Source organism: Vibrio penaeicida, assembly GCF_030689305.1.
GTDB classification, from domain to species: Bacteria; Pseudomonadota; Gammaproteobacteria; order Enterobacterales; family Vibrionaceae; genus Vibrio; species Vibrio penaeicida_B.
Genome location: NZ_JAUYVM010000010.1, coordinates 134,391 through 160,309, shown reverse-complemented (window position 1 = coordinate 160,309; position 25,919 = coordinate 134,391). Strand labels below are relative to the sequence as shown.

The 25,919-nt window shown below is 44.0% G+C and carries 23 protein-coding genes and 1 other annotated feature; of the genes, 6 read left to right on the top strand and 17 right to left on the bottom strand.

What is annotated here, in order from left to right:
- Window positions 1-2: 2 nt before the first annotated feature.
- The 3 genes from Q8W40_RS17030 to Q8W40_RS17020 all read right to left on the bottom strand — a co-directional run bounded on the left by Q8W40_RS17030 (window position 3) and on the right by Q8W40_RS17020 (window position 3,101).
- Window positions 3-845 (bottom strand): carbohydrate ABC transporter permease, encoded by an 843-nt coding sequence (locus tag Q8W40_RS17030; protein WP_101112364.1) that lies wholly within the window; start codon window positions 843-845, stop codon window positions 3-5.
- 8 nt (window positions 846-853) lie between these two features.
- On the bottom strand, window positions 854-1,786 hold the full coding sequence (locus Q8W40_RS17025; RefSeq protein WP_126607315.1) for a carbohydrate ABC transporter permease: 933 nt from the start codon (window positions 1,784-1,786) through the stop codon (window positions 854-856).
- Window positions 1,787-1,886: 100 nt separating this feature from the next.
- Window positions 1,887-3,101 (bottom strand): ABC transporter substrate-binding protein, encoded by a 1,215-nt coding sequence (locus tag Q8W40_RS17020; RefSeq protein WP_305398902.1) that lies wholly within the window; start codon window positions 3,099-3,101, stop codon window positions 1,887-1,889.
- Between the two features lie 237 nt (window positions 3,102-3,338).
- Here Q8W40_RS17020 and Q8W40_RS17015 point away from each other — a divergent pair, with 237 nt between their 5' ends.
- Together Q8W40_RS17015 and Q8W40_RS17010 are read left to right on the top strand one after the other, a co-directional pair.
- Window positions 3,339-4,412: an ROK family transcriptional regulator gene (locus Q8W40_RS17015; RefSeq protein ID WP_305398901.1), complete on the top strand. Its 1,074-nt coding sequence runs from the start codon at window positions 3,339-3,341 to the stop codon at window positions 4,410-4,412.
- 11 nt (window positions 4,413-4,423) lie between these two features.
- Window positions 4,424-6,196, top strand: coding sequence for a family 20 glycosylhydrolase (locus tag Q8W40_RS17010; protein WP_305398899.1), 1,773 nt, complete (start codon window positions 4,424-4,426; stop codon window positions 6,194-6,196).
- A 116-nt stretch (window positions 6,197-6,312) separates the two neighbouring features.
- On the opposite strand, the gene yaaA is transcribed toward Q8W40_RS17010, so the two are convergent.
- Window positions 6,313-7,089: a peroxide stress protein YaaA gene (yaaA, locus tag Q8W40_RS17005; protein ID WP_305398897.1), complete on the bottom strand. Its 777-nt coding sequence runs from the start codon at window positions 7,087-7,089 to the stop codon at window positions 6,313-6,315.
- Window positions 7,090-7,480: 391 nt separating this feature from the next.
- Window positions 7,481-8,935 carry an alanine/glycine:cation symporter family protein gene (locus Q8W40_RS17000; protein WP_305398896.1) on the bottom strand — a complete coding sequence of 485 codons (1,455 nt, stop codon included), beginning with the start codon at window positions 8,933-8,935 and terminating at the stop codon, window positions 7,481-7,483.
- Window positions 8,936-9,646: 711 nt separating this feature from the next.
- On the opposite strand from Q8W40_RS17000, the gene Q8W40_RS16995 reads away from it, so the two are divergent.
- Window positions 9,647-9,832 (top strand): DUF3545 family protein, encoded by a 186-nt coding sequence (locus Q8W40_RS16995; RefSeq protein WP_101112371.1) that lies wholly within the window; start codon window positions 9,647-9,649, stop codon window positions 9,830-9,832.
- Between the two features lie 155 nt (window positions 9,833-9,987).
- Here Q8W40_RS16995 and Q8W40_RS16990 read toward each other — a convergent pair whose 3' ends face one another.
- The 4 genes from Q8W40_RS16990 to nfo form a co-directional block, all read right to left on the bottom strand.
- Window positions 9,988-10,539, bottom strand: coding sequence for a hemerythrin domain-containing protein (locus Q8W40_RS16990; protein WP_305398893.1), 552 nt, complete (start codon window positions 10,537-10,539; stop codon window positions 9,988-9,990).
- A 75-nt stretch (window positions 10,540-10,614) separates the two neighbouring features.
- On the bottom strand, window positions 10,615-11,292 hold the full coding sequence (gene ung / locus Q8W40_RS16985) for a uracil-DNA glycosylase (RefSeq protein ID WP_305398891.1): 678 nt from the start codon (window positions 11,290-11,292) through the stop codon (window positions 10,615-10,617).
- Between the two features lie 235 nt (window positions 11,293-11,527).
- Window positions 11,528-11,659: a hypothetical protein gene (locus tag Q8W40_RS16980; protein WP_305398889.1), complete on the bottom strand. Its 132-nt coding sequence runs from the start codon at window positions 11,657-11,659 to the stop codon at window positions 11,528-11,530.
- Between the two features lie 77 nt (window positions 11,660-11,736).
- Window positions 11,737-12,594, bottom strand: a complete 858-nt coding sequence (gene nfo / locus Q8W40_RS16975; RefSeq protein WP_305398887.1) for a deoxyribonuclease IV — start codon at window positions 12,592-12,594, stop codon at window positions 11,737-11,739.
- Window positions 12,595-12,937: 343 nt separating this feature from the next.
- On the opposite strand from nfo, the gene grcA reads away from it, so the two are divergent.
- Complete coding sequence (gene grcA, locus Q8W40_RS16970) at window positions 12,938-13,315, top strand: autonomous glycyl radical cofactor GrcA (protein WP_101112377.1); 378 nt, start codon at window positions 12,938-12,940, stop codon at window positions 13,313-13,315.
- A gap of 87 nt (window positions 13,316-13,402) precedes the next feature.
- On the opposite strand, the gene thrC is transcribed toward grcA, so the two are convergent.
- Genes thrC through thrA form a run of 3 tightly spaced genes read right to left on the bottom strand, consistent with a single transcriptional unit; the run spans window position 13,403 to window position 18,101 of the window.
- Window positions 13,403-14,686: a threonine synthase gene (gene thrC / locus Q8W40_RS16965; RefSeq protein WP_305398885.1), complete on the bottom strand. Its 1,284-nt coding sequence runs from the start codon at window positions 14,684-14,686 to the stop codon at window positions 13,403-13,405.
- Window positions 14,683-15,639, bottom strand: coding sequence for a homoserine kinase (gene thrB / locus Q8W40_RS16960; RefSeq protein ID WP_305398884.1), 957 nt, complete (start codon window positions 15,637-15,639; stop codon window positions 14,683-14,685). The genes thrC and thrB overlap by 4 nt, the downstream gene beginning before the upstream one ends.
- A gap of 2 nt (window positions 15,640-15,641) precedes the next feature.
- Window positions 15,642-18,101 (bottom strand): bifunctional aspartate kinase/homoserine dehydrogenase I, encoded by a 2,460-nt coding sequence (gene thrA / locus Q8W40_RS16955; RefSeq protein ID WP_305398882.1) that lies wholly within the window; start codon window positions 18,099-18,101, stop codon window positions 15,642-15,644.
- A gap of 29 nt (window positions 18,102-18,130) precedes the next feature.
- Window positions 18,131-18,252: a sequence feature (Thr leader region), on the bottom strand.
- A 366-nt stretch (window positions 18,253-18,618) separates the two neighbouring features.
- Here thrA and Q8W40_RS16950 point away from each other — a divergent pair.
- Window positions 18,619-19,092, top strand: a complete 474-nt coding sequence (locus Q8W40_RS16950; RefSeq protein WP_101112381.1) for a ribonuclease regulator — start codon at window positions 18,619-18,621, stop codon at window positions 19,090-19,092.
- 26 nt (window positions 19,093-19,118) lie between these two features.
- Here the strand turns inward: Q8W40_RS16950 and Q8W40_RS16945 are convergent, their stop codons facing one another.
- Together Q8W40_RS16945 and Q8W40_RS16940 are read right to left on the bottom strand one after the other, a co-directional pair.
- Window positions 19,119-19,604 (bottom strand): putative 4-hydroxy-4-methyl-2-oxoglutarate aldolase, encoded by a 486-nt coding sequence (locus tag Q8W40_RS16945; RefSeq protein ID WP_101112382.1) that lies wholly within the window; start codon window positions 19,602-19,604, stop codon window positions 19,119-19,121.
- A 134-nt stretch (window positions 19,605-19,738) separates the two neighbouring features.
- On the bottom strand, window positions 19,739-20,131 hold the full coding sequence (locus tag Q8W40_RS16940) for a DUF3293 domain-containing protein (RefSeq protein WP_305398878.1): 393 nt from the start codon (window positions 20,129-20,131) through the stop codon (window positions 19,739-19,741).
- Between the two features lie 327 nt (window positions 20,132-20,458).
- On the opposite strand from Q8W40_RS16940, the gene arcA reads away from it, so the two are divergent.
- Window positions 20,459-21,175 carry a two-component system response regulator ArcA gene (gene arcA / locus Q8W40_RS16935; protein ID WP_104402965.1) on the top strand — a complete coding sequence of 239 codons (717 nt, stop codon included), beginning with the start codon at window positions 20,459-20,461 and terminating at the stop codon, window positions 21,173-21,175.
- 65 nt (window positions 21,176-21,240) lie between these two features.
- Here the strand turns inward: arcA and Q8W40_RS16930 are convergent, their stop codons facing one another.
- From Q8W40_RS16930 to Q8W40_RS16920, 3 genes are all read right to left on the bottom strand, one after another.
- Window positions 21,241-21,699 carry a hypothetical protein gene (locus tag Q8W40_RS16930; RefSeq protein ID WP_101112385.1) on the bottom strand — a complete coding sequence of 153 codons (459 nt, stop codon included), beginning with the start codon at window positions 21,697-21,699 and terminating at the stop codon, window positions 21,241-21,243.
- Window position 21,700: 1 nt separating this feature from the next.
- Entirely contained in the window at window positions 21,701-24,058 is a 2,358-nt protein-coding gene (arcB, locus tag Q8W40_RS16925; RefSeq protein WP_305398875.1) for an aerobic respiration two-component sensor histidine kinase ArcB, read from the bottom strand.
- A gap of 108 nt (window positions 24,059-24,166) precedes the next feature.
- Window positions 24,167-25,900 (bottom strand): sensor domain-containing diguanylate cyclase, encoded by a 1,734-nt coding sequence (locus Q8W40_RS16920; protein ID WP_305398873.1) that lies wholly within the window; start codon window positions 25,898-25,900, stop codon window positions 24,167-24,169.
- Window positions 25,901-25,919 lie beyond the last annotated feature (19 nt).

Genomic DNA, 25,919 nt, shown 5'->3' with positions numbered 1-25,919 from the left:
GGTTATTCCTTAATTCCACCTTGAGTCAGACCTTGAATAAAGGCTTTGGATGCCAGCAAAAATGCGATAAGTGTAGGTGCCATCATGATGATCAAACCTGCGAACATCATATGCCACTGAATGGCAAATTCATTTTGAAACTCTTGTAAGCCAAGCGTTAACGGATACAAGTCCCTATCTTGTAAGAACAATAGAGGGAAGATGTATTCATTCCAAGCACTCACAAACGACAGCAATGCTACCGTCGCAATCGCAGGCTTAACCAATGGCAACACAATGCGCCAGTAGATTTGGAAAGGCAAAGCGCCATCCACCCGCGCTGCCTGTTCTATTTCAGGCGACAGATTTTTGAAGAAAGTACTGAGTATGAAAACCGCGACGGGCATCATACTTGCTGCTTGAACCAAAATAATGCCGAGTAAAGAGTTTAAAAGATCCAAGCTCTGGACTACGACAAACAACGGCGCCATAGCCAAGCGAAGAGGGACAATAACACCCAGCATAAATAGTATGAAAATCAGCCTATTGCCTTTAAATTGTACTCGTGCAAGTACAAACGCCACCATGGTGCTGAATGCAACGGCAAGCACAACCGTGCCGAGGCTGATGATCAATGAATTTAAAAAGTAGCTGCTGAAATTCGCTTGCTCCCAAGCGCTGAGGTAATTTTCAAAATGCCATTCTTGTGGCATACCAAATGGCGAGCGGATCACCTGCCCTAGATTTCCTTTCACCGAGTTAATGAAAGCCAAGCCAAAAGGAAGTGCGACAATCAGAGCCCATGTCAGCAATAAGAACTGAACGACCACCTGCTCTAAGGGTTTGAGTTTGAATATACGTTCCATGACTTTCCCTATCGATTACGCATGTTTCTAAGTGCCAAATAGATCGTTGCTGGTAATATCAAAACAGAAATCACCATGCCGATGGCGGCAGCCATACCAAGATCAGCCGTTCCCGAACCACCACTGGTTCCAAATGCGGTTCGATACTGGAATGTACCCATGATGTCTGTTGAGTAATAAGGTCCGGCATCAGGTCCCATGAGAATCAAGACATACTCAGCGTTATTGAACACATCAACCATGGTCAAAATCGTAATAAGGACAAACGCAGGCGCCAAAACAGGAAACACAACATGTCGAATGCACTGCCAGCGACTTGCACCATCCAATACTGCGGCTTCTAGCAAGTCGGAGCGAACGCCAAGAATCGCAGAGAGAATCAACATGATTGAGAACCCTAGCTTCTGCCAAGATTGGAACAATGCAATGGTTGGAAGCGCCGCACTTTCATCTCCTAAAAACATCAGAGGTGCAGAAATCAAATCCCAATTCATTAATAACTGGTTCAGCGGTCCACGCACGTCTACCACGAGTTGCCCTAAGAAGGCGACAGCGACAGCAGCCAAGGGATAAGGCATAAAGAACAGAAGTTTGTAGCCAGATTTTCCTGCCGTATTCCAACTCAATACCAGCGCAAAAGCCGTTCCCAATAAAAGAAACACAGAGATACAAATAGCGAAGAACAATACGGTTTGGTAAAACGCATTCCAAAGCTGGGTACTCATGTAGTCATCAGTTAACAGCTTGGTAAAATTATCAAATCCAACAAAAGTGGCCGGTCCTATGCCTGGCCAATCAAAAAAGGACAGCACTAATGTGCCGAACAGGGGCAAAAGGTTAAATACCCCATACAACAAGCAGCCTGGAATCAGTAGCAACATGTACTGAATCTTTTCTTTCTGCTTGAAGCTCAATCCTTTGGGGCGGGAAAACTCGGTCATACTGACTCCAGCGGTATGGGTATATGGGCGACCTGCATATTCAGGTCGCCGTCTTTCTTTTTGTTTTTACGTTTTTCTTTTTGCTATGACAGAAAGGCCATTACAGATTTTTGGCTTTGAAGCCTTTTTCAATTTCTTCAGACAACCCTTTACTGTCAACTTTACCAGCTAAGAATTTCTGGAACGCAGGACCGACAACTTCTTCATACTGAACGTTGAATGGACCTTTCCAAGTCAAGTGCGCTTGCGCTTGGTTAGATACAAAAGTCGCGGCTTCAGCCTGATGCGCTCCTTCATACTGAATGCCAGAAGCATAAGTAGAAAGTTCACCTACGTGATCGGCAAACAACTGCGCAAACTCTTTAGTTGCTGTGTACGCTAACAATTTGTCTGCTGCAGCTTTCTTAGCACTATTGGCATTAACTAAATACGCGCCATCAGCAAAAGCATAGACTTTACCTCCAGCCCCTGGGACTGGCATAAGACCCAAATTCGCATCTGGATTGGTCTGAGCAATGGTTGATAGTGGAGATGTTGACCATAAGCCATCAATAATCATGGCTGAATCGCCTAAAGCCACATTCGCACGCATACCATTGTAGTCTTGCGCTGCTGCTGAAGGGTTAATGTACGGCTTCCACGTTGCGAAGGTGTCCACAACTTTTTGATAGCCGCTAGCGGTAAACGGTTCATCACGTGTTGCAACTTTTGCCATACCGTCGCCAGACAATCCCGCTTCAAGACCTGCACTCATCATGGCCAAAGCCCAACCAGCTCGTCCCGGTACTTCAAGCGGTGTAACACCTGCCGCTTTCAGCGTTTTCATGACTTGCTCAAATTCTGCAAGTGACTTAGGCTCCTTGATATTGTGCTTATCAAAAATGTCTTTGTTATAGATGATTTGCACAGTTTGAACGGCAAATGGTACACCGTAAACCTTACCATCCGAGCCTGTCGCTGCACCCAATGTTGCTGGAGAAATTCCAGATAGATCCACATCGCCACTAACTGGCTTAATCACATCCGCCTTAGCGTATTGATCAATAAAGGAAGCACCAGGGCGGCCTTGGAATAAATCCGGGCCACCATCACTTTGTAAACCAAGACGAAGACGGGAGTTGTAATCCACGCCTTTAAAGACCTCAACCTTAACGTTGATGTCTTTCATATTCTTAGATACAGCTTCCCATAGAGGACGCTCCTGTTTGCGCCATGTCCATATGGTTAGGGTTTCTTCTGCAATTGCAGAGATAGGTAAAGCGACGGTAAACGCGGTTAATGCGACCAGTGCTTTAACTCCTTTCTTAAACTTCATTGTTTTATCCTCTAGTTAGTTTACAGGGGAAACTAACTATATAATCTAGGCTATTTTTTGCTCGACACAACGATCATGATCACAAATAAGTAACAAAATTATCAATGAAAAATAAGAAAAGATAGATCGATCATACTTCAAGTGAATAGATTGGAACGCTTAATTTTTGTTCTTGAATAGTCATATTGAAGTCGCTATAAAGGATATTATTAATTAGTTTCCACAATCAACTTAACTATGAAGCCAAGCCAAAACAGTAAGATTGTCAACTTATCCAGAGTCATCGATAGCATCTGGCGTCATAACCGAATTTCACGGGTAGAAGTCGCAGAACAACTCGGGCTGGATAAATCCACCATTACTAAAATTGTAGGGTTGCTGACGGAAAAAAATCTGATTTCAGAAGTCACCGCTAAACCTTCCAATAGTAAAGGTGGACGACCAAAGGTGTCACTTTCTCTCAATTCAGAGATTGGTGTTTTGGTTGGTATTGAGCTCACCGATAGTGTGGTTAACGTTTCGGTAGTGAATGTGGATTGCCTAATTGTTTATCGCACCATTATCCCGTTCCAGCCCAAGCGAGGTGTCATTTCCGAAATCGCCCATGTACTAACACCTGTACTTCGAGAAATAGAAGATAAGTTCCATAAGATTCTCGCCATTGGTATCGGGTTACCTGGCTTGGTGGATCCAGAGAGTGGGCAGGTGTCGCTGTCTAATGCGCTCGAAATATATAAGCCACTTGCGTTGGTGGACAAACTCCGCCAAATATTTGCGTATCCGATCTTCATTGACAACGATGCCAACTGCGCTGCTTGGGGGGAAATGATGCAAACACGTCGTGAGCCCACAACCCATTTTATCTATGTTCTGTTTACCTCTCATCATCGCCATACCGACTCTGAGCATTTAGGGATTGGTTTGGGTTTCGTGTTAAACAACAAGCTCTTCTATGGCGATGATTTTTCAGCGGGTCAATACAAAAGTGAACTGGTACATGGTACAGAATCTGCCGATTTGTCCCTGATCCTCCAAGAGTTTGCGTCTTCACTTGTCATCATGGGGCGCTTGATGAACATCCATAACGTCATTATTGGTGGCGAAGCCCAACGCTATGGTGCCAATCTTGTGGCCAATATTGATCAGAAACTTGCCAACACGGACGGTCCCAAAACGTGGGATCCCTGCATTAGTTTTTCCACCTTGGGTACTCAAGCTGTCTCGGCTGGAGCCGCAGCAATGGCGTGGCAGAAACTTATCACTCAGGATATCGCGCTGTTTAGCGTGCTGCCTTCTGATAGTCGTATTTAACTGAGGTCCATATGGCAGAATTTTGCCCAACACTGTTTCCTGAACCAAAGTCGATCCAGTTTCTTAATGGCGATCCATTATTTATACCCGGCTTAACACGAGGCATGATCCCTCGCGTTCAAGGTGAGCGAATCTCATCGCCACAAGTTGAATACCAATATCATAGCGAGTTTACCGAGCAATCTTTTGGCATTGAGATCAGAAAGGATGTTTTGTTGATCAAGCACTGCGATGAATTGGGCATTCTGTACGCTCACCACATCATGGCTCAATTGGTTTGTCAGTGCTCTTCGTCATTGCCACAACTGGTCCTTTTCGATAAACCCGATTTCTCGCAACGCGGCGTGATTCTGGATGTAAGTCGAGATAAGATCCCGACGATGGACACCTTATTCGAGCTTATCGATTACTGGTCATCACTCAGAATCAACCAACTGCAGTTCTATACTGAACATGCTTTTTCGTACCAGCTGCACCACAAAGTTTGGCAAGACTATGACCCACTCACTCCCGAACAAATACGCGCGTTGGATTACTATTGTAAAACCAAAGGCATCGAATTAATTCCTAATCAAGCGACGTTTGGACACATGGAAAAATGGCTCTGCCATCCGGAATACACGCATTTGGCAGAACAAACTTCAGGCTTCTACGACCAACGTGGCGACTTTCGCCCTGAATCCTTTGGATTAAACCCCGAAAACCCGGATGTTCCAAAATTCATTGCCGAATTATTTGACGAGTTGTTACCCAACTTTTCCAGTAAAACGCTGAACATCAATTTTGATGAAACCATGGACTTAGGGGTCGATGGCAGTAAACAAGCGTGTGAGACTTTAGGAGAAGGGCAAGTTTATTTGAACTACCTAACCAAGGTGTTAACGATTGCCAGTGAACGGGGAATGTACTGCCAGATATTCAGTGACATGCTGTTTCGATACCCTGAAATCCTTCCTCACCTTCCCAAAGAATTGGAGCTGCTCAATTGGGGCTATGAAGAAAATCACCCTTACGATGAAGAACACGCAAAGCTCGCTGAATTTGGTTACCCGTTTCAGGTGGTAGTTTCAACAAATACCTTTGCATCCGTTGCGGGTCGCTGGCAGGCCGCGAAAATTCACATGCGACGAGCAGCTATTTCTGCCAAAAAGTTTGGCGGACATGGTTATCAGATATCAGAATGGGGGGATATGGGACATGCTCAACAGTTTTCCACCTCGTTACCAGCCTATGCGTTTGGCGCTGCCGTTGCTTGGGGCGAGAAACAAAACATCGATGTTGATATTCGTTATGTGCTCACCACTTTTTGGGGGAAAGAGTATTCCGATTTAACAGGCACGTTACTGCAACTTCAAGACGCGTACAGTGATTCTGGGGTATCGACGCCAAACTGCGCATTTTATGGACCGTTTGTATTTGACCAGAAATCGCGTCGCCATATACGAAGAGCAGATCTGAAAGATGAGCAAAAGATCAGGCAGAGCATCGCCCAATTAGAAAGCACTGAAAAACAAGTGAAGTCGGTAAACGAATCGCTGCTGAAACGCGAGATCCTCTGGACGATAAAAACAATGAAATTGGCGAGCCATATTGCCATCGGTTACATTCAAAACCAATGCCGAGAAGTGGAAGACTTCCCCACCTCGCTTAAAAGGCAATTGGTTCTTCAAGTCGCTGAAATTGAAAGTGAGTATGCCATCTTGTGGCAAGAGAAATATCGCCTTGGTGGTTGTAAGCAAAGCATGTCTCGACTGCAATATCTGCGACAATTACTTTCACGCTAACAACACCCAATATACCCCGCCCAATAACTCAAACTAAAAACGCCAGCACATTTCTGTGCTGGCGTTTGATTTTGTTCGATCTCTATGCCTTTTTATCGAAGCGCAAGGTGTGTAGCCTAGTTTTGCTCTTCACGCTTGAACACTAACTCTGTTGCTGTGGATTCAGCTTCAACAAAATAGTAACCCGCGGTATCAAATTGAGTTAATGCTTCAACCGAATCCACTTTATTCTGAATGATGTAACGAGCCATCATTCCACGCGCTTTTTTAGCAAAGAAGCTGATCACTTTGTAATTGCCATTCTTACAATCTTTGAAGACAGGGGTAATAACCGTGCCGTCTACATTTTTTGGCTTCACAGCTTTAAAGTATTCATTTGATGCTAGGTTGATAAGTACGTTGTCGCCCTGCTCTTTAAGCGCTTGATTCACTTCATCGGTAATGATATTGCCCCAGAACTGATAGAGGTTAGTACCACGCTCATTGGCAAGCTTTGTGCCCATCTCTAGTCGATATGGCTGCATCAAATCCAGTGGCTTAAGCAAACCGTACAAACCAGACAACATTCTCAAATGCGATTGCGCGTAATCGAACTCGTCGTCGGAAAACGTTTCCGCCTCCAAACCAGTGTATACATCACCTTTAAATGCCAAGATAGCTTGGCGCGCATTCTCAACCGTAAACGTCTCACTCCATTGCTCAAAACGCGCAGCGTTAAGCCCTGCAATTTTATCGCTCACTTTCATCAAGCCCGAAATATCGGCAGGAGTAAGTTTACGGCATTCCTTGATCAGCTCGGCACTGTGCTCAACCAACGTGGGCTGGGTAAAGCGCTCTGTCACTAATGGAGATTCGTAATCGAGTGTTTTTGCTGGTGATACAACGATAAGCATGACTTTTACTCTGTTGGGCTGATTTTGTATTGTAAGCATATAAAAAAAGCCACACTAAGTCAGCATGGCTTTTTCAATTGTATTGATTCGTGAAGTCTATTATACCCAAGTGACCTCAAGATGCAGGATTCAGAGCCTCATATTCTGTTCCAGTTCAAGGAGAAGAACGCAGTGGAATGATGAATCCTTTCCAAGTTCTTTGACGATGAAATGGGACAGAATATGGGCTCCCAAGGGCGAGTTTAACTGGCTTTCATACTGCGTTACCGATTATTGATTTAGAATGACTAGATCTTCATATCGATGCCTTGTCTGAAAGCCAGTTAATTCTCGCTGAACAAAGCATCTTGAGGTTACTTGGGTATGTAACTTATTTTCTCTGTTCAAGATTTCAGTTTTTCTCGGGCTCAATATTCTGCTTAGACTTAGTATTGTCCCAGATGCCTTCTTCTAGTTGAGATTGCAGTTCTGGGTAATCTTTCACATCAAACGTCGGCACTTTGCCCGCTTTCAATTGTTTGTTGTAATCCTTTGCCAGCTTCACCACGATGCCAGAAAGAAGCAAGATAGCGACAAGGTTGACGATTGCCATCAAACCCATTGATACGTCTGCTAAACCCCAAACGGTCGGCAATGTCGCTAAAGAACCAAACATAACCATACCTAGAACAATGATGCGGAAAAGAATCAAACCTTTCTTGCGGTTGTGTTCTAAGAAGATAAGGTTGGTTTCTGCATACGAGTAGTTGGCAATAATGGATGTGAAGGCGAAGAAGAAAATCGCCACTGCAACAAAGATACCGCCCCACTCACCGACTTGTGCACTCAATGCACGCTGAGTCAACTCAATACCAGTAATTTCACCGTGTGGAACGTATTCACCAGACATTAGGATAATGGCAACAGTCGCAGAACAGATAACCATGGTGTCCATAAACACACCAAGCATTTGTACGTAACCTTGTGAAGCTGGGTGCGGTGGGTATGGAGTCGCCGATGCAGCGGCATTTGGCGCAGAGCCCATACCCGCTTCATTCGAGAACAAACCACGCTTAATACCTTGAATCATAGCTTGTGCGATTGCGTAACCCAAACCACCCGCTGCTGCTTCTTGTAAGCCAAACGCGCTTTTGAAAATCAGGCTAAATACCGCTGGTACTTTCTCTAGGTTGGTCAACATCACAAACATGGCAAGCAAAAGATACGCTAGCGCCATTACCGGTACGATCAACTCGGCTGTACGAGCAATCTTTCTCATGCCACCAAAAATAATGAATGCAGAGATAAGGACTAGCGCGCCGCCAACAAATTTAGGCTCTGTACCGAAAGCCGTTTGCATTGCACCCGCAATGGAATTGGCTTGTACAGCGTTGAATACCAATCCAAACGCTATGATCAGGAGAATAGAGAACAACACGCCCATCCAGCGCATCCCTAACCCTTTCTCCATGTAGTAGGCAGGCCCACCACGGTAGTTGCCATCAGCATCACGTGTTTTGTACAACTGCGCCAGTGCACTTTCTGCAAATGACGTTGCCATACCTAACATAGCAATCATCCACATCCAGAAAATCGCCCCAGGGCCACCAGCAGTTAGAGCAACAGCAACACCTGCCATGTTACCCGTACCAACACGTGCCGCTAGCGAAGTACAAAGTGCTTGGAAAGAAGAGATACCAGCAGCATCGGATTTACGGCTGTTCCGAAGAACAGAAAACATGTGACCAAAATGTCTGAACTGAATGAACCCAAGGCGTAGGGTAAAATACACACCCACACCAACAAGTAAGTAAACTAGAATCGATCCCCAAAGAAGGTCGTTCATTAAATGAATTAAATCTGCCACGATAGCCTCGCATCGAGTTATGACAACAACACAGCTTCACGCCATGCTCCCTTGTTCAGTGCAGGATTAGAGGGCTACCCTCTTTGTTGTAGTTTTTAGCATTGCACTGACTCTCCGTTTTTTCACCGTGCTCGGTAGGAGAAATGTCGGAGTGATTATTTCGACCGCGGGGATAATGCAGACCTAAACGGCAAAAATCAATATGCACGCCATTGCACTCATTTGTTATATTTCACTATTTTTGCACGATTTATTAACACAACAAACAACACTAACCGTACAAAAGCCAAACAAAAATCCTAAAATTTCTTTACAAAAAAGCGTATCAATCTTCGGTCACTTTTTGTGTGCTACAAATGCAGCGTAACCCTTTGCGTAGCGAGCTTTACCGAATTTTTATGAGTGATTGTTCGTTCAACCCTTAACAATAATTTGCAACTTTAAAGAAAATACCTCTTTGATATTCATCTCAGCCCTTTTGGGGTTTGCTTCTTTAACATAATTAAATGTCAGAATTTTTCTTTATTTGATACTGATCGCTCATTTTTCATTCAAATATTTTCGCAGTAAATTGTGAAATTCCGCAGGGTTTCTCATGAAACCTTCATAAAAGAGAAACAAATGAGAAACACATCAAGGTTATTCTGCAAGCAATTATGTTACTTAAAAGGCTCCAATCGGAGTCTTTATAACAAAAAAGAGAGGTCGCATATGGATGGCTTTCAACTCGAAGATATTATGGCTATGAATGGCCAACAGACTCGCTCAACACGTTCGAAACCGGCTAAACGGAAATGGCGTGAAATAGAAGCGATTAAAGATCGGCAGCGCTTGCAACGCGAACTAATGGAAATGGATGTTTGTAACGAGTACGACCTAGATGACATCGACTTATAAATAAAGAGGCACCTTTTGGTGCCTCTTTTCGTCATTACCGTCGAGAACTGACCGTTTTTCGAGTCTTTGGTTAGCAGCTGTTTGTCCGCTTTCTCGTTTGAAAACCTGCTCGTTCAAAAACCTGTTCGTGTGAGGTCTTCTTTTGTGAGAACAGGTTAAGTGCTTTCAAACTCGGTTTGCCTAACTCTTGCCGCCAGCTGACGGTATTGATCGGCTATTGTGTTGCCGAATACTGGGTCTTCATCATCATAATGCCATTGGCTTTCGACAGCCCGCCAATCTGCCGCAGTAAAAACTTTCGCTATTTTCGGAAGAACATCTCGCTCTTCCATTTCCAAATGCCCCTTCTGCCGCGAAATGAACTCTTCCAGCTGCAATGCAAACATGTCTGATGGGATCACCGCATCGTGCAGTATCATTTCTACCGTATTTTGAAACGCTTCTGTCACTTTAGATAAGGCTACGTGCTCCTTCTCAAGATCATCGATTTTTTGCTGGTTTCCGTAATGGTTAGCAAAATGAAGGTAAAGAATGTCTTCTTTCGGGTGGTGCGTTTTCTTTGAGTGAATAGCTAAATAATCAATGATCTCTTTAACTAAGCTGTAGTTAATGGTTTTCTCGTTTCTTAGCTGCTCAAGCTTGGAACTCAAAATCGCCAACAAACGAACCATATAACCATGTTCTCGCCTTATTTTTTCTATAATCATGGCTTCATTCCTCTTTTTATCCTCAGTTTGAGTTTAAGAATGAGAAAAGAAGCCTTCCTTGATATCGATTAAAAATTAATCAGTTTCAGGTTGCCAATTTATAGGAGTGTGACCTTGCTTCTGCAAAATATGATTGGTTTGCGAAAAGTGACCGCACCCAAAAAAACCTCGATGAGCTGAAAGCGGAGACGGATGAGGTGCCGCAAGTACATGATGTTTATTTCTATCAATCATGCGTCCTTTCTTCTGAGCATGCGCCCCCCAAAGTAAAAACACCACGCCTTCTCTATGCTGATTAACCGCTTCTATTACCTTGTCTGTAAAGGTTTCCCAGCCTGTTTTTGCATGGGAATGCGCTTGCCCTTGTTCGACCGTTAACACGGTATTGAGCATCAAAACGCCTTGCTGTGCCCAACTTTTCAGATAGCCGTGGTCAGGAATGGTGAAATTAGGAATGTCTTGCACCAATTCTTTATACATATTAACGAGTGAAGGCGGCGATTTAATGCCAGGTAAAACCGAGAAACACAAGCCATGCGCCTGATTGGGTCCGTGATAAGGATCTTGGCCAAGCAAAACCACTCTCACATCATGGAACTCAGTGAACCTAAACGCATCAAAAACGTCGCTTTCCGGTGGGTAAATGACTTTTCCATTGGCACGCTCTTGTCGGACAAATTCCATTGTCTCTGAAAAATAAACGTTTTTCTTCTCTTCACCAATAACGTCGTGCCAAGTTAGCGACTCGCTCATAATACCCTCACATTCATTCCAATAGAGATTCCCAAACTAGGGGGATTGATCTTAAGAAAGGATACCGAGTTCGTTTTTGGGTAGCTAGGGTCTGTTAGCCTTTCGAGATGATTTTTACAAAGATGTGTGGAATGGAGGCTATTATGGATGGAATATAAGAACAAAAAAGAACCCAAGCCTTGGTTTGGCTTGGGCTTTATATCACTCCAAACATGCTGGTTGGGAGCGTGTTGCCTTATCGCTTGGCAGGTCTGCTTTGCTGTGGCGTTCTCCAATGCCCAGTACCTCGATGGTATCGGTTAGGCAAAGGTAACGGTTTTGGCGTAGAGCTGTTTGGTGTAGAGCCTACAGGTGCTTGACTGTTCATAAGTCACTCCTCACATAAGAGTACAAATTCTGTTTTCTCATCTCAGTAATACTTATGAAAGATCAGTGCCAACTTATCTATTTATCCTGTGAGTTTTGGTGGTACATGCGGAGCGCTTGTATCTCATCTTTCCATATCTCTGGCTCTATGGTCTCTAGAATCAAAGGGATACCATCAAATCGTGCATCTTGTGCGATGTATTGAAAACAATCCCAGCCAATTTTTCCTTTCCCTAATGAGTGATGTCTATCGACACGGCTAGCAAATTCCACTTTGGAGTCATTAAGATGCATCGCATGTAAATAGTGCATTCCCACAATATTTTCAAATGCACTAAAAGTCTGCTCACAGGCTTCAAACGTTCTAAGGTCATAACCTGCTGTAAAAGCGTGGCAAGTATCGATACATACACCGACACGAGATTTATCTTCGACTTGGCTAATGATCTCGGCAAGATGTTCAAATCGCCATCCTAGGTTTGTTCCTTGCCCTGCTGTGTTCTCTAACACCGCAATAACATTGGGAACGGCCTGATGAGCGATATTGATCGATTCTGCTATTCGAGATAAACACTCCTGCTCGGATATCTTCTTTAGGTGGCTACCCGGATGAAAATTCAACAACTTCAATCCCAGTTGTTCGCAACGTACCATTTCATCAATAAAGGCCGCCCTAGATTTCTCTAACTTCTCTTGTTCGGGTGCACCAAGATTAATCAGGTACGAATCGTGAGGAAGAATGGTGTCAGCACTAAACCCATGTACTTCACACTGTTTTTTAAAGGCAGTAATGATGTCTTCTTCCAAAGGCTTTGCTACCCATTGCCTTTGGTTTTTTGTAAAAAGAGCAAAAGCATTTGCTCCGATCTCTTTCGCTCTCTGAGGGGCTTTATCAACCCCACCAGCTGCAGAAACATGCGCGCCAATGTATTTCATATGCTCTCTGGTAATTGTGACTGAAAGTCTTTCACCAATGCTACCCAACCATTGACCTCGAGTCACTAGTGATGAATATCAACGCTTTATTTTGTTGTAAAATTACCACAAATATAGATATAAAATATTTTTGATACTTTAAAATAAATTGTAAACACTTTGTTTTATAAAGATTAATTGATTTAACTCAATAAATTTACTGGTCTATTTTTAATAATTTTCGTTGTTTTTTGACATAAATCAATATTATCTTAAAGGTTATTGGTTATATAATAGCTAGCTCGACAAAAAATCGAAATTTACATCAAAATTCATCACCACGTACGTGGACTAGGAGACAGGAATGATCCAAGGTATTCAAATTACTAAAGCGGCAAACGACGATCTACTTAACTCAATCTGGCTATTGGATAACGATAAAAATGAAGCGCGTTGTGTAGCAGCTAACGCTGGCTACGAAGCTGATCAAGTTATTCCTGCTTCTGACCTAGGTGAATTCGAAAGCCGTGAAGTGGCGATTGAAACTGCACCACGTATCGAAGGTGGTCAACACCTAAACGTGAACGTTCTTAAGCGTGAAACGTTAGAAGATGCGGTAAACAACCCTGAGAACTACCCTCAGCTAACGATTCGTGTTTCTGGCTACGCTGTGCGTTTTAACTCTCTGACTCAAGAGCAGCAACGTGACGTTATTGCTCGTACGTTTACAGAGTCTCTATAAGACCGACAGTTAATAGAACACAAAAAAACAGCGCTCAATGAGCGCTGTTTTTTTATAGGTTGCAGATTTTGGAAACTTTGCTGCTTGTTATTTTTGAACTCGACGAAGTACTTCTTTTAATGCGCTAAAATCGTTATCCAACTCTTCCGACAACAACTCCATCGCAGCGTGCTTCGCAAGTGGCGCTGGGACATCGATATCCGTCCCTAAAACGTCATCGACCACTTCCTTGAATTTAGCTGGGTGGGCAGTACACAAGAAGAGCCCTGTTTCGCCTTCTTGAAGTTGCTCATCTAGAACGCGATACGCTATCGCGCCGTGTGGCTCGCATAAGTAGCCCTTATCATTCAGCTCTCGAACTGAATCAGCACTTTGCTCGTCTGTCACTGCACCTTTACCTAACGTATCCAAACCCCAGCCTTGTAACTGGCAAAGCTCTTCAATACGTGGCCAGTTATTTGGCTGGCTGACATCCATGGCATTTGATGTGGTTGCGACTGTTGGTTTTGGATCCCACTTTCCTGTATCTAGGTAGCGAGGTACCGTATCATTTGCATTTGTTGCTGCAATGAAACGCTTGATAGGCAAACCAATTGCTTTCGCCAATAAACCAGCAGTTAAGTTACCAAAGTTGCCACTTGGTACTGAAATAACAAGATTCTCACGCTCCGCTTTGCTCATTTGAGCTGCTGCTTCAAAGTAATAACAGATCTGAGCCATCAAACGGCTGATGTTAATAGAGTTCGCAGAGTTTAGCCCAATCTCTTCGCGTAACGCAGAATCATCAAATGCATTTTTCACCAGTGACTGACACGCATCAAAATCGGCGTTGATCGCCACTGTGTGGATATTTTTACCCAATGTACAGAACAGCTTTTCTTGCATAGGGCTGATCTTGCCTTTCGGGTAAAGAATCACAACATTGATGTTTTCCATGCCATAGAAAGCATGCGCTACAGCGGCACCTGTATCACCAGATGTCGCGGTAAGGATGGTAATTTTGCCACCATCTGATACCGCAACCAGTGATTGCGCCATAAAGCGACCACCGAAATCTTTAAACGCAAGAGTCGGTCCGTGGAAAAGCTCCAGCGCATAAACGCCATCTTTTACTTGCTTGATTGGCGCAGGGAATTGGAACGCAGCATCAACCAGTTGGTTTACTTGCTCCGCTGATAATTCTTCACCAATAAAAGCAGAAAGAATTTTGCTACTGCGTGTGACGAAATCTTCATCAAGCAGCGCATCGATATCTTCAAACTTGGGCAGTTCTGAAGGAAAAAATAAGCCTTGGTTACGGCCTAATCCTTGGCGCACGGCTTGGCCAAAGGATACTTGTTCGTCATTTTCTTTGATGTTGTAAAGCTTCATAGCTCACTTCCTGTTACGGTTGATCCTTGCTTGTCTAAACGGCAAACATGAACAAACCCTTCCTCATTTTGTACGTAATTCTGTTCTAACCAACGCGCTACGCGCTCGGCGACATCTTTTTCTTTGCAAATACTGAACAGCGTCGGACCGCTACCAGAAATACCTGTAGCTAAGGCACCCGCGGTTGCAGCGTACTTGCGAGCATCAGCGAAACCAGGTAGCAGTCTCTCACGATATGGTTCTGCGATCACGTCTTTGATCATCTTAGCTGCAAGCTCTGGTTGACCTGAGTGACATGCATGAATAAAGCCCCCAAGGTGACGACCGTGCGCAATGATGTCCTGACGTCGATATTGAGAGGGCAGAATCTCACGTGCTTCAGCCGTGGAAACTTTAATCCCTGGATAAGCCATAACCCAATACCATTCATCGAAACATGGTACTTCTTCTGAAATGATACCCAGCTCTTCTAGCATCAGTTGCAACCCGCCAAGGTAACAAGGCGCGACGTTGTCATAATGAATGCCACCAGAAATTTGACCTTCCATTTCTCCCATCAACGCCAGAAGTTCCATTTTGTTGAGTGGGTTTTGGTGGAATTGATTTAATGCATCCAGTGCCGCGACAATAGAACACGCACTGGAGCCAAGCCCCGACCCTATCGGCATGTTCTTTTCTAGTACCATGTGTACCGGTTTTAGCGGTACACTTTTTTTATCAAGCTCACGTGCAAATACACGCCAGCAATCGTAAACAATATTTTCTTTTGGGTTGGTTGGTAGTTTGCTGACAAAATCGCCCGCAGTATCAAGAGTAAACGACTCAGCGCCTTCTTTTACCAATACACGGTCACCTAAAAGCGTGCCATCAACTGGAGACACCGCAGCACCAAGCACATCAAAGCCAACACTCACATTACCTATAGAGGCAGGAGCATAAACCACTACACTCATTCTTATACTCCTAATTTCCAGCCTAACGTACGCATAACATCAGCAAATACACCTGCTGCCGTAACCTCTGTACCCGCTCCATAACCACGAAGCACTAACGGAATCGGTTGATAGTAGCGGCTGTAGAATGCCAAGGCATTTTCGCCGTCTTTAATCTTGAACATAGGATCGTTTTCATCCACAGCGGTAATACTCACTTTACAGTTTCCATCCAAGATTTCGCCGACATAACGAAGCACTTTGCCTTCTTCTGCAGCATTTTTAGAAAGCTCACTGAAGTATGCATCAGCTTCTGGCAGCCTAGCCATAAACTCTTCCACACTGCCGCTATCATCGAATCCTGGAGGTAATGCGGCTTCAACTACAACATCATCCAACTCCAGCTCAAAACCCGCTTCACGTGCCAATATAAGAAGTTTTCGAGCCACATCCATACCCGACAAATCGTCGCGCGGATCCGGTTCGGTGAATCCATTGTCTTTTGCAATGTTAGTCGCTTGGCTCAGCGTCATGCCTTCATCCAACTTGCCAAAGATGTAAGACAAAGAACCGGAAAGGATGCCGTTAAATTTCTCTAATTCATCGCCAGCTGAAATCAAGTTTTGTAAGTTTTCAATAACCGGAAGCCCAGCCCCTACCGTTGTTTCGTACATAAGCTTGCGGCGAGAAGAGCGAGCAACATCGCGCAATTGGTGGTAGTAAGCCATGCTTGCTGTGTTCGCTTTTTTGTTTGGTGTTACCACGTGGAATCCAGCGGCAAGGAAATCCGCGTATTGGTTCGCAATATCTTCACTCGATGTGCAATCAACCAGTACAGGGTTGATGATGTGGTTACGCTGAACCAATGCAATTAGGCGAGCAAGGCTCAATTCTTCTGTCGCGTGTGTCATGCGATCACGCCAGTGATCCAGAGGTAAACCTTTGCTGTCTAGAAGTAAGCCCTTGCTGTTTGCTAATCCGCAAACTCGAATAACGATGCCTTTGTCTGCCAGTTTGGCTTGTTGGCGCTCTATCTGATCGACCAGCTCGCCACCTACACCGCCAACACCAACCACAAATACATCAAGGAAATGTTTCGAATTGAACAGGTTTTCATGACACGCTTTGATGGCTTCAGATACTTTATCTTCAGGAATCACAGCGGAAATCGCGCGCTCTGAAGACCCTTGAGCAATCGCAACAACGTTCACATTCACTTCCGTTAGAGACGCAAAGAAACGCGATGCAACACCGCGAGAAGTGCGCATGCCATCACCCACAAGCGTTACGATGGCGACATCATTGATGAACTCAACAGGCTCTAGCAAGCCATCTTTTAGTTCAAGTTCGAATGCGTCACTCAATACTTGCTCTGCGTTGGCTTTATCGGCTTGTTCAATACAGAAACTGATGCTGTATTCAGATGAAGATTGTGTAATCAAAACAATGGAAATACCGGCTGATGACATCGCTCCGAACACTCGGCTTGCCATGCCAACCATACCCTTCATGCCAGGACCAGATACGTTCACCATAGTCAGTTTACTAAGGGTCGTGATACCTTTGATTGCAAGGTTGTCTTCACCTGTATCTTGCCCAATGAGCGTACCCGCGCCTTGCGGGTTAAAGCTGTTTTTAATCAGACAAGGAATGTGGAATTGAGCGATAGGCGCTATAGTCTTTGGGTGCAGAACGGAAGCACCAAAATATGAAAGCTCCATCGCCTCTTGGTAGCTAAGGGATTTGAGTAAACGAGCATCATCAACCAAGCGAGGGTCGCAGTTGTACACCCCATCGACGTCAGTCCAAATTTCGCAACACTCAGCACGCAAGCAAGCGGCTAACACAGCAGCGGAATAATCGGAACCGTTGCGCCCAAGAGTCACTAACTCACCTTTATCATTACCGGCAGTAAAACCAGGCATGATGTATACATGATCTTTTGGAAGAGGATTGTTTCGAAAGTTCTGTGTAGAAACTTCCACATCCACCATCGCTTCTAGATGGTCACCCTTAGCGACGAGGTATTCGACAGGATCGATGAGAAAAGATGGGTGCCCTTTGGCTTCCAATACCGCTTTCATTAGCTGGATTGAAATTCGCTCACCTTTACTGATGATACGAGCATTCACGTTGTTCGGACACATCCCCAAAAGGTTGATTCCGTGAACAAACTGTTTCAACTGATTTAATGATGTTTTTAATTGGTTAGAAAAACCTGCGCTGGCGAGATCGGGCACTTGTTTTTTAACGTCATCGAACAAAGCTTGCAGAGATGACTCTAGCTCTGCGATTTGCAGATCAGCCTCACCGTTACGCAATGCCCCTTCAATAACAGACACCAATTTGTTGGTTGTCTTCCCTGGCGCTGAAAGTACTACAGCGACTTGCTCTTGCTTTGCGTTGTTTGCAATGATGTCCGCCGCTCTTAAAAAGCGATCTGCGTCTGCCAGCGACGATCCACCAAATTTTAAAACTCGCATCCCTTCCTCCGGTATATTTTAAACCTGCATAAAAAAAGGCCTGTATCTCGTGGGATACAGGCCTTTTTTTGAAATTTCTTTCGCTTATCAGCCCGCCCCAACAATTCGAATGTCGGTAATAATAATGGTGGTAGTCACTATTGAGCGGTGATTAAGCATGAATATATTTTATCTTATTGTGTACGTGTGTTTGCTTACATTTACGTTTACCGATTTTCTGTAACGGAGTCAATGAAAAGATTATTTTTTTTGCTTTTTACTCGACTCAATGAAAGGTGAGACTTAGCAGATTGCGCGACAAAAATATTAATAATCAACTTATTATTTGAGCCAACCCTGAATCCTCGCTCAGTTATGATAAAAATTGTGTATATATAAGCGAATCATCATTCTTTGACAAAATACAGTGTTTAGGTGAGTATGATCCCAGAGTATGATCAATCCCGAAAAAAAGATCGTTGTAGCTTTACAGATACGCTATATTCACTAAGTAGATTATTCAGCAAGGAGGCAAAATATGAAGAAACTATTTCTCGTTATGAGCCTGCTCGCTATTCCTGCAACTTCTTTTGCTGAAAGCCTACCGCTGTTAAACCCAGAGAAGCCATCTTCACACAGCTGGTTTATATCGAGTCAATCCCAACCAAACACCCAGTTTGATAGTTGGCAAATAGACAGTGGCTATTCCTACAATCTATTTGATTCTGTTGACTTGTATGTTGGTGCGAGTATCACAAACTCAGAATCACCTCGATATAACGGTTTTTTAAGTGGTGTGAACTACACGTTTAATGAATCTTTTTCAGTAAACAGTAGCCTTAGAGCTTCAAAATCCTACGAAGATAACAGCAGCAACCCACAAGAAAAGCTGATTTCGGCTGAGCTGTCTAGCCGATTAAAATTATCTGAAAATTTAGATATCCACGCGACCTTAGATTATGAAGAGCTTCAAAAAGGTGGTGTTGAAGTTGGCTTAGGCTTCCGCTTCTAAATCCAACTCCAACCATTCTGAGCCTGTTAGCTCACTTTCAACTCTTCTTTAGAAATGACAATCCCATTCCAATCGGAATACAGGTAATCCCCTGGCTGGATCATTTGTCCTTGAATAGTTAGACCAACCTGAGTTTCACCTATGTCTCTTTTCTCTGTTTTGAAAGGGCAGGAAGTTAACGCTTTCACGCCTAAGTCTATTTCGGATAACGCCCCAACATCTCGAACCGCCCCCCAAATCACGACTCCCTCCCATTGATTGTTTAGAGCGGTTAATGCAACTTGGTCACCCATTAGAGCGCGTTCACTTGAACCGTTACCATCGACAACCAATACTTTTCCTTTTCCATTCTCTTTTAGCATTTCTTTCACTTTGGAATTGTCGTGAAAACAACGCACGGTGACTATCTCCCCCCAAAACGCAGCTCTTTGCCCAAAGTTTTGTAAAGGTAAGTCGAGTAAGGTTAATTGGTCTTCATACTGATCACATAGATCAGGCAGTAAGTCTTTCATGAATCCTCCTTGAAATATTCCTGCTTATTTAACTATAAACTGTGGTTCTCCTTATGCCACCTGAAGCATTAAAATCCATAGGTAGATAAAGTTCGCCACAAGTTACTTATCCATTTTCCTAAGGTATACAACCGCTAATTCATCGGTTTTACCTTGCTTTCAAATTTACCTATCTTTTCTATCTCTCCGGTAACAAATGCTAAATACAGCTCACCAGATTCCACGTAATAGATGGCATTTTGGTCAAACGCTTTTGCTAAATTCAAACCATTTTGTAGTGATATTTCTACAGCATAGCTGGCTTCGCTCCACTCCAAATTGATGTCGCCAGCCAACAAACGTAACGTTTTATTGAGTTGTAACAGCGACTCTAACTGTGAATTTCTTCGCAGATTTTCTTCATCGTTCAGTATTATACTTCTTGGATTACAAGCAGTTATTACGCAAAAACTGGAAAAACTGATTGTTTGGTCTATGTAAAAAAATGTTTCCACATAAGCTTGTTTGAGAGTGCTATCAATCTGCATAAAAATTTCAACTTTTTATATACATTTACTATCTATTCTTGTTAGTTTTCTTCTATTGATATAAATCAACAAAGTGAATGGAATTGGAATTTGGGCGTTGTTAGCAAGCTGTTAACAATATAAAATCCAGTTCAGCAAATGGCAGAAAGCAAGCATGACATAGGATTTAGTCTTACAAAATCAGACTTCCAAGGACGGCGTACCGTGTGAAGGTGGTGTTTTTTTGCGTAGTATCGTTTATTATCAAGAACACTTTACCTGTATGTTATTTTTCTGCCTAGAATTTATTCTATTAGCACAGTTTTAGTTACAATTTAGGTACCGCCAATGCAAACCCCGCAGATTCTCATCGTTGAAGATGAGCAAGTAACCCGCAATACGCTGAAAAGCATTTTCGAAGCAGAGGGATATGCTGTCTACGAAGCAAGTGATGGTGAAGAAATGCATCGTGTACTTGCTGATAACCAAGTTAACCTGGTTATCATGGATATCAACCTACCAGGTAAAAATGGTCTGTTGCTGGCGCGCGAACTCCGCGAGCAAGCAAATGTAGCACTCATGTTCCTGACCGGTCGTGATAACGAAGTAGATAAGATCCTAGGTCTAGAGATTGGTGCAGATGACTATATCACCAAGCCATTTAACCCTCGTGAATTAACTATTCGTGCTCGTAATCTTCTTAATCGTTCTATGACGAATGGCGTTGTTCAAGAAGAAAAACGTAGTGTTGAAAAGTATGAATTTAATGGTTGGGAATTAGACATCAACAGCCGCTCTCTTGTGAGCCCTTCTGGTGACAGCTATAAGCTTCCTCGTTCTGAATTCCGTGCTTTGCTTCACTTCTGTGAAAACCCAGGCAAGATTCAAACACGTGCCGACCTTCTGAAGAAGATGACCGGACGCGAGCTTAAGCCACACGATCGTACAGTGGATGTCACCATTCGCCGTATTCGTAAGCATTTTGAATCGGTTGCAGACACACCAGAAATCATCGCCACCATCCACGGTGAGGGTTACCGCTTTTGTGGTGATTTAGACGAGTAAGCCAACGTGCTCATAGTAAAAAGCCGATGAATCCATCGGCTTTTTTTGTATGCGCGTTCTATCTTTTAGTAAACGCTGTCCACTTTCACTTTTTCTTGCGTCAGCCAGTACGTGTTTTCTGTATCAGCCAGCTGCAACCCAACATCCACACTCTCAATGTCACTCAATGGCATATCCGTGCTAAATGCGACTTCCCAACGGTTGCCACTATGGTTGCGTACGTCAATGCTTTCCAACGCGACCCATTGCACTAAATCGCCCTGCTTTATGATCAGAGCACTCGCATCCAAATCTGCAGGTAAATCTTCACGCCCTTCTAGATAAAGAGATCCGTGAAGCAATAGGCCTTGTTCACCATCAATACCCGGCATTTTGTTTAACCAGAGGTTCACCGTCATTCGCACGGTTGCGCCAGCAATGGTCTCTTGCGCAGTGCTTTTTTCCCAAGGCACTTGATTAGCATCTCTATCTTGTTGTGCACACCCAGCCACAGCCAATACCGCCATTAAGGCAAGCTTTTTCATTTTATTTTCCTTTTTCGTTTTCTAGCCACGCTTTAAGAATATCGATATCGGGTTGATAGCCATTGCGAATCTCTTCTACCCAATCGTGTATATTTTCCCACCATGCTGCCAGCTCTGGTGATTGCGCTTTTTGTGCCACACTTTGAATGTGTTTTAAGCCAATGGAGCCCGCTGCCCCTTTGATTTTATGTGCTTCAGATACAATGCCAGCCTGATCCTTCGCCGTCATATTGGAATCCAATACATCCATGTAACTCGGCATCATATCTTCAAACAATTTAATACTGTCAAATACTGGACCTGTCCCCACTATTCCAACGTAGGATTCTAGCATTTCCAGATCTAAGATTTGATTCGTTATCTGTGTTTCAGCAGGGGTACTAACTTCTTGTTCTTCTTTACATTCGTTTTCAACATTACTGGAAGAAAAATCAGAAAGTGACAGCGCTTTTTTGATGCCTTTCACTGACAACGGCTTGCTGATCACCTCATCCATCCCGTTCTGGAAATACTCATCTTTATCCTTCAACACGTTGGCAGTAAGGGCGACAAGTGGTGGAAGGTGTTCATAGTGATCTCTGAAGTATGCCGCTACATCAAACCCAGTCATGTCCGGTAATTGAATATCCAACAAAACCAAATCAAAGTCGCTTGGCTTAAACAAAGCGATCGCTTCTTCACCCGTCATTGCAACTACTACGCTGTGCCCAAGGCTTTCAAGTAATGAACGAGCGACGGTAACATTCAGCTCGATATCTTCGACCATGAAGATTCGTAAATGGCGATCGGGACTTGGCGCAACAACTGACTCTTGAGGGTCTATCTCGACTAACGGTGCTTTTAACGTAACGGTAAAGGTGCTTCCAAACCCTTCCTCACTTGATGCAACAATATCGCCTCCCATCATGTTAATTAATTGATGAGAAACCGCTAAACCAATGCCTGTTCCAACAGCATGTAAGTTGTCTTTGCCCGATTTCACTTGGTAATACATCGCAAAGATTTTCTCTAGTTCCGCTTCAGGAATACCTATACCTGTATCTTCGATTTCGATAACAATCTCAGCCTGATCAGTGAATATTTCGGCACTCACACTCATCACCACGCCGCCTTCTTTCGTGAATTTCATGGCGTTGCTGATTAAGTTCCACAGTACTTGGCGAAGGCGAGTGGCATCCACATCGATGCCCGACGGTAATTCCGTTAGCCTTTCCAAATCGAAACGAAGCCCTTTCTGTTCTGCCATCAAGCTCGACAGGCTTTCGATTTCTAAAACGAACTCGGTAAAGTCCAAAGGTTTGGGGAACAGCTCCAATTTGCGACGATCAAACTTATCCATATCAATGATGTCATTGAATATGTTGCCCAGACTGACCGCAGACACATTGATAGTTTGCATGTATTGGCGCTGCTCTTGAGAAAGCTTGGTATCCAGCAGCATTCGGCTTAAACCAACAATACCGTTCAGCGGTGTACGCAGTTCATGGCTTATTGTCGAAATAAAAGTGGTTTTGTCCTGACTCGCTTTTTCTAGCGCATCTTGGTATTTTTTCCGCTCAGTGATATCACGACCAAATCCAACCAAGCCAAGGTGCTTGCCCTCTTTGCTGTAAAACGGCACCTTTCGTAATTCAAAATACGCTTTTTTGCCATCGGGGTATTCCAGCCACTGCTCGTAAGTGAGTGAGTTGTTGTGCGAAAAAACTTGCTCGTCGGTTTCCACAACTTGCTGTGCGACTTCCTTGCTGTATACGTCCCAAGGCGTCAAGCCCACCAGATCGTGTTCGCGCTTGCCTGTTAGATCTTCCATTGCGCGGTTACAGCCAGAGAACTCCCCTTTGGCGTTGCGGTAATAAATCAAGTCGGGAGATGCATCAATAAAGGAACGAAGTAACGCCGTTCTTTCCGCCAATTCCACTTGCGCTTTTTCTCTTTGGAAGACTTCGTTTTCCATATCAGTGAGCAATTGCTCGCGCGCGACTTCGACTTTTTGTCTTTCTTCAATTTCTAGGTTGAGCTGCAAGATGTTTTCTTGCAGCTGTTGATTCAGTTCCTGATCGCGCGATCGCATATCTTTAAGTTTGGATACTAACTTGGAAAGGCGCTGACGTGACTCTTCCAGTTGATCCACCACCACAGAAAGGAAGTAGACCGCCCATGGTGTGATCACCAAGCCAAAGAAAACGGAGCGAACAATATCGATATTGTCGACAGTACCTTGCAAGGCAAGCGTAATTCCTACTTGAACAAATACCGCTAGAGCAACTAAGGCTAATGCCAAAAGAATGGAGAAACGCACAATCCCTAATTTGACCAACAAGTCGACATAGTATTGCGCCAAGTTTTTCATCGGCTTCATGAAAGCTCCGTATAAAATGAGAGTGGCAGCGTGACGGAAATCCGTATTGTAACGGTAGCCAAAAAAAGATTCTTATTGATGCTTCACATCCACGTTAAAACAATGAATTCAAACAAATTGAGACTGATTTCGTCCCTTCTGTTTGGCTTTGTATAACGCTTGGTCCGCCATAGCCACCAATTGGCTAGGCACTTCTGATATCGCCGGAATGTATGACACAATGCCGATGCTTAAAGTAATGCGGTCAGCGACACCGGAGTGTTCATGAACAATATTCAAATCATGAACGTATTGATGAATATTTTCTGCTACTCGCCTCGCCCCTTCCGATGTTGTGTCGGGCAAAATAAAGGCAAACTCTTCTCCACCATATCGCGCAACACAATCAGAAGATCGAGAGAGTACCTTCTCGAAAGTCGACGCAAGAGCAATAAGCGCAGAGTCCCCTTTTTGGTGACCATAGTTGTCGTTGTAGTCTTTAAAATGGTCAACGTCGCACAACATGACGGTCAGGGGCTTGTGCTGACGAACGTGCAGACGCCATAACAACTCTAGCTGCTCATCGAAGCGTCGGCGATTCGCGACTTTTGTTAAGCCGTCAATGAAGCTCAGTTTCTCCAGTTCACGATTCGCCTTTTCGAGTTGCTCTTCCACGATAAATCGTTCAGATACATCTCGCGCCATGACCAAAACACCGTTTGTACCTGATGCCGGGTTCCGATAGGGCGCTTTTACTACGTCGTACCAAGTAACATCACCATTACTGTGTTCGATACGATCGATATAGCGTAGCGAGGTGCCTTCCTGCATTACTTTGTCGTCGCTGTCTTTGTAGCGCATGTAAGCTTTGCGAGAAACGACCTCTTCCACTCGTTTACCAATCAAATCATTAGGTGTTGCGACCCCAAGAGCTTCAACATAAGGCTGATTACAGGCTTCATAAATTCGATTTTGGTTGAATAAACCAATCGGATCGGGGCTGGCTTCTAAAATCGATTGCAATATCGTGTCACGCTGTGCGAGGGCAATTTCAGTGTCTTTACTGCGCTCCATTTCATCGCGCAATATTTGCTGGCTGTTATGCCAGTCAGTCACATCTAGACTAATGCCGATACTGCCTATCACATCGCCGTTTTCATCGGTTAGCATTTTAATATGAGTCTCTAACAAGCAAGCATGACCATCTGAAGATGTAGTCCAGCGCTGCTGGCCGTGCTTTTGCTGGCTCAGCTGTTTCGCACTTTTAGTGCCTTCACTTGACCTTCCTTTCCAAAAAAGATCGAACGCTCTATTGCTCCCGATCAGCTCCCCATTTTTATCTGTATAAAAAACTGGCTGCGAAATGGAGTCCAAGACCCGCTTTGAAATCAGTAAATCTTGCTGCTTTTCATCAAGCTCACTTTCGGTCGATTGATAAGGTGTTAAGTACAAAATCCAAGCTTTCTTCCCTAAGTAAGCTGTTTTTCGTCCCGATAAGGTGGTGTTCACTTCATGATGCTGTGAAACAGAAAATCGATAGGATAGATTCTTGCGCTGGTCATCAAACGCTTCATTCAATAGATGGAGTAAGTCGGTTGAAGAAACCGAATTAGGGAAAAGGTATTGCTCCCCTACTCGCCTAATGGCCAAAAGTTGAAGAGCTTCCGTATTCGCATCAAGCAGCTTGCCACTATGAGCGTCTATGGCAATCATGGCTGTTGGGGTACTTTGAATCAGCTCGTTGAGTTGCCTTTGAAAATACAACTTCGCACCAATTGCCAGGCTGGATCCCACCAATATCGCGAAAATATCGATACCAAACCCGTGGGTGTTATCCCAAAGCCAGTGAATAAATTCTTCCATCGTGATCGTCGCTCTTGAT

Bases quoted from the DNA above. Each gene is read 5' to 3' on its own strand.
- thrA (WP_305398882.1), bottom strand. From the start codon at position 18,101: ATGCGAGTTTTAAAATTTGGTGGATCGTCGCTGGCAGACGCAGATCGC.
- Q8W40_RS17025 (WP_126607315.1), bottom strand. From the start codon at position 1,786: ATGACCGAGTTTTCCCGCCCCAAAGGATTGAGCTTCAAGCAGAAAGAA.
- Q8W40_RS17020 (WP_305398902.1), bottom strand. From the start codon at position 3,101: ATGAAGTTTAAGAAAGGAGTTAAAGCACTGGTCGCATTAACCGCGTTT.
- thrB (WP_305398884.1), bottom strand. From the start codon at position 15,639: ATGAGTGTAGTGGTTTATGCTCCTGCCTCTATAGGTAATGTGAGTGTT.
- nfo (WP_305398887.1), bottom strand. From the start codon at position 12,594: ATGAAATACATTGGCGCGCATGTTTCTGCAGCTGGTGGGGTTGATAAA.
- arcA (WP_104402965.1), top strand. From the start codon at position 20,459: ATGCAAACCCCGCAGATTCTCATCGTTGAAGATGAGCAAGTAACCCGC.
- Q8W40_RS17015 (WP_305398901.1), top strand. From the start codon at position 3,339: ATGAAGCCAAGCCAAAACAGTAAGATTGTCAACTTATCCAGAGTCATC.
- Q8W40_RS16920 (WP_305398873.1), bottom strand. From the start codon at position 25,900: ATGGAAGAATTTATTCACTGGCTTTGGGATAACACCCACGGGTTTGGT.
- yaaA (WP_305398897.1), bottom strand. From the start codon at position 7,089: ATGCTTATCGTTGTATCACCAGCAAAAACACTCGATTACGAATCTCCA.
- ung (WP_305398891.1), bottom strand. From the start codon at position 11,292: ATGAGCGAGTCGCTAACTTGGCACGACGTTATTGGTGAAGAGAAGAAA.
- Q8W40_RS17030 (WP_101112364.1), bottom strand. From the start codon at position 845: ATGGAACGTATATTCAAACTCAAACCCTTAGAGCAGGTGGTCGTTCAG.
- Q8W40_RS16930 (WP_101112385.1), bottom strand. From the start codon at position 21,699: ATGAAAAAGCTTGCCTTAATGGCGGTATTGGCTGTGGCTGGGTGTGCA.
- arcB (WP_305398875.1), bottom strand. From the start codon at position 24,058: ATGAAGCCGATGAAAAACTTGGCGCAATACTATGTCGACTTGTTGGTC.
- Q8W40_RS16945 (WP_101112382.1), bottom strand. From the start codon at position 19,604: ATGAAAGACTTACTGCCTGATCTATGTGATCAGTATGAAGACCAATTA.
- Q8W40_RS16995 (WP_101112371.1), top strand. From the start codon at position 9,647: ATGGATGGCTTTCAACTCGAAGATATTATGGCTATGAATGGCCAACAG.
- Q8W40_RS16980 (WP_305398889.1), bottom strand. From the start codon at position 11,659: ATGAACAGTCAAGCACCTGTAGGCTCTACACCAAACAGCTCTACGCCA.
- Q8W40_RS16940 (WP_305398878.1), bottom strand. From the start codon at position 20,131: ATGCAGATTGATAGCACTCTCAAACAAGCTTATGTGGAAACATTTTTT.
- Q8W40_RS16990 (WP_305398893.1), bottom strand. From the start codon at position 10,539: ATGATTATAGAAAAAATAAGGCGAGAACATGGTTATATGGTTCGTTTG.
- thrC (WP_305398885.1), bottom strand. From the start codon at position 14,686: ATGAAGCTTTACAACATCAAAGAAAATGACGAACAAGTATCCTTTGGC.
- grcA (WP_101112377.1), top strand. From the start codon at position 12,938: ATGATCCAAGGTATTCAAATTACTAAAGCGGCAAACGACGATCTACTT.
- Q8W40_RS16950 (WP_101112381.1), top strand. From the start codon at position 18,619: ATGAAGAAACTATTTCTCGTTATGAGCCTGCTCGCTATTCCTGCAACT.
- Q8W40_RS17010 (WP_305398899.1), top strand. From the start codon at position 4,424: ATGGCAGAATTTTGCCCAACACTGTTTCCTGAACCAAAGTCGATCCAG.